The organism is Tateyamaria sp., assembly GCF_059783535.1.
Genome location: NZ_JBYNDP010000234.1, coordinates 1 through 2,787 on the forward strand (window position 1 = coordinate 1; position 2,787 = coordinate 2,787).

General features: G+C 59.5%; 3 protein-coding genes. 2 read left to right on the forward strand and 1 reads right to left on the reverse strand.

The window, feature by feature from the left end; all coding sequences use genetic code 11:
* The first annotated feature begins 88 nt into the window (after positions 1-88).
* Entirely contained in the window at positions 89-703 is a 615-nt protein-coding gene (locus AC6RA8_RS21995) for a thiamine phosphate synthase (RefSeq protein ID WP_500355904.1), read from the forward strand.
* Here AC6RA8_RS21995 and AC6RA8_RS22000 read toward each other — a convergent pair.
* Positions 700-1,893, reverse strand: coding sequence for a HupE/UreJ family protein (locus AC6RA8_RS22000; protein WP_500355906.1), 1,194 nt, complete (start codon positions 1,891-1,893; stop codon positions 700-702). The genes AC6RA8_RS21995 and AC6RA8_RS22000 overlap by 4 nt on opposite strands.
* On the opposite strand from AC6RA8_RS22000, the gene AC6RA8_RS22005 reads away from it, so the two are divergent.
* Entirely contained in the window at positions 1,892-2,692 is an 801-nt protein-coding gene (locus AC6RA8_RS22005) for a DUF4198 domain-containing protein (protein WP_500355908.1), read from the forward strand. The genes AC6RA8_RS22000 and AC6RA8_RS22005 overlap by 2 nt on opposite strands.
* The last annotated feature ends 95 nt before the right edge of the window (positions 2,693-2,787 follow it).

Here is a 2,787-nt window from a genome sequence, read left to right on the forward strand (position 1 = left end):
GCAAAATAAACTCCCGCCGGAGGCATAAATCTTTTCAAGCCATGTCTTTTCCGGCTAGAGCGACAAACAGAACAAAAGGACGACGCCAATGAGTGCCCCCGAGCAGCCGCAGATCTACCTTCTGACCCCGCCCGTGTTCGAATTGTCGGTGTTTCCCGATCAACTGGCCTCAGTCCTCGATGCCCATGATGTGGCCTGCATCCGCCTTGCCCTCGCCACCCGCGACGAAGACCGCATTTCCCGCGCCGCCGACGCCTGCCGCGAAGTGGCCCATGCCCATGACGTGGCCATCGTGGTGAACGATCACACGCAACTGGCCGAACGGCTGGGTCTGGATGGTGTACATTTGTCTGATGCGTCGAAGTCCGTGCGCGACGCACGCAAGGCGCTGGGGCCGGATGCCATTGTGGGCAGCTTCTGCGGCACCTCGCGCCACGACGGGATGACCGCTGGCGAAGCCGGTGCAGACTACGTCGCTTTCGGTCCCCTGACAGGTGTCGGGGACGAAGCTACGGCAGACGATGATCTGTTCGCCTGGTGGTCCGAAATGATCGAAGTGCCCATCGTGGCCGAGGGTGGATTGACCCTCGACCTCGTCAAGCGGCTGGCACCTATCACCGACTTCTTTGGCGTCGGTGAAGAAATCTGGGGCGACGAAGATCCCGCCGCCGCCCTTGCTCGCCTGATGGACCCGCTGGGTTAGAGCAGCGTCCGCTCAATCACCCAGTAAATCGCCACAATCGCAATAATCAGTGAACCGGTCATCGACCAGGCACGGAACATGACGTTGTAGTCGGTGATCGTCTCCTCCTGCCCCTCCAGGTCGGACGCACGTGCGGCACGCACACCCAGCCAGAGAGCAAAGGCCGCAAGTGCAATCACGGTCAACTGACCCAGTTCAACACCGATGTTGAAGCCAATCAGCGCCGGGATGAACTGCCCCTCGGGCAAACCAAACTCGCCCAGCACCGACGCAAAGCCCAGCCCGTGCAACAGGCCAAAGCCAAACACGATCATGGGCCGCCAGCGGTTTAGGCCACGGGCAAAGATGTTCTCGATCGCGACGTAAACGATGGACGCCGCAATCAGTGGCTCAACAATGCTGCCCGGCAGGTTCACCAGCCCCAACGCGCCAAGCGCTAGCGTTACCGTGTGCGCCAAAGTAAACGCCGTGACCTGCCAAAGAAGCGGACCCAGACGCGTGGACAGAAAGAAAAGGCCCAGAACAAACAGGATGTGATCCAATCCCTTGGGCAGAATGTGGTCGAACCCCACGGGGATGTAGGCCCCGAAGGTCTGCCATCCAGAGGCCGCGTCTCCACCCGCAACTGCAATCGAGCCACTGTCCCCACCGCCGCTGATCAGCCCGGTATAAGGCGCTTCCACCCCTTGTTGCCGCAGGATCAGATCGCCCGCGCCATCAGGCCACGTCACCTGGACGCTATTTGTCCCCGCGGGGACAGATCCTGTCAGCGCAACGTCGGAAACGCGCGCAAGCTCTTCGTTTGGCACCTCGGGCACGGTCACATTTTCAAGGCTCAGTGCAACGGGCTCTCCATCAGCCAGCAACAATGGCAAACCGTTCCAAGTCGCCAAAAGCGTGGGAACACGTGCCTCAACGTCCGCGCCACTCAGTGCGCGCAGAGCATCATAGTCGCCCGCATTCTCTGCATTATCCGTGTCGGCAATCGCATCCAGATCAATGCCGGAAAGTTGGGCCTCGACATTCACTCGCACGTCAAGGCGAACCGCGCCATCCGTCACTGTCAGGTCCGCAATCGTCGGCACAACTTCGTGAGCGACGGCCAGATTGGACCAGATTGCCCAGCAAAGTGTTGACAACACAGCCCAAAGCCGCAGCTTCAAAGGCACTCGAACAAAGGCAACCTGCATGTATATCTTCCGTCTTCTTATTTTGCTTTGGTGCGCCATCCTGACGACAAGCGCAACCGCTCATGAGTTCTGGATCGAACCGGAGCAGTATCAAGTGCCTTCATCGGGACAAATTGTGGCGCGATTGAAAAATGGTGAGGCATTCGAGGGTGTGAACCTGGCCTACTTCGAACGTCGCATCGCACGCTTCGACGTGGTCGTCGGCGACACAATACGCCCGGTCGAGGCACGGATGGGAGACAATCCGGCCCTTGATGTGCCCGCACCTGTCGGCGGACTTGTCGTGGTGGTGCATGAAACAACATCATCTTCACTAACGTACAAGGAGTGGGCAAAGTTTCAGAAATTCGCGGACCATAAGGATTTCGTGAATATCGAGGCGCAGCACGCAGCCAATGGCTTTCCCGCCCCGCCGTTCAAGGAACGCTACACCCGGCACGCCAAGGCGTTGATCGCTGTGGGCGATGGTGCAGGCACGGATCGGGCACTTGGTCTGAAAACCGAATTCATCGCGTTGACCAACCCATATGCCGCTGATTTTGACGGCGGCATGCAAGTCCAGGTGACCCTCGACGGCGCCATACGCGCAGATGCGCAGGTTGAAGTGTTTGACCGCGCGCCCGATGACAGCGTCACAATCACCCTGCACCGCACAGATGCGGACGGAATTGCAGCCATCCCTGTCACACCGGGCCATGAATACTTGTTCGATGCCGTTTCCATCGCGCCCATCACCGACAGTGATGACGCGGTGTGGGACACCTATTGGGCCGCGCTCACCTTCGCAGTGCCGGAATAGACCCACCCCCTTGCCACTGGCGTCAACCAGCGGCACAAGGCGGGCATGACCCGCTCACATGACATTCTCTGCATCGGTTCGGTCCTCTGGGATGT

Bases quoted from the DNA above. Each gene is read 5' to 3' on its own strand.
- AC6RA8_RS22000 (WP_500355906.1), bottom strand. From the start codon at position 1,893: ATGCAGGTTGCCTTTGTTCGAGTGCCTTTGAAGCTGCGGCTTTGGGCT.
- AC6RA8_RS21995 (WP_500355904.1), top strand. From the start codon at position 89: ATGAGTGCCCCCGAGCAGCCGCAGATCTACCTTCTGACCCCGCCCGTG.
- AC6RA8_RS22005 (WP_500355908.1), top strand. From the start codon at position 1,892: ATGTATATCTTCCGTCTTCTTATTTTGCTTTGGTGCGCCATCCTGACG.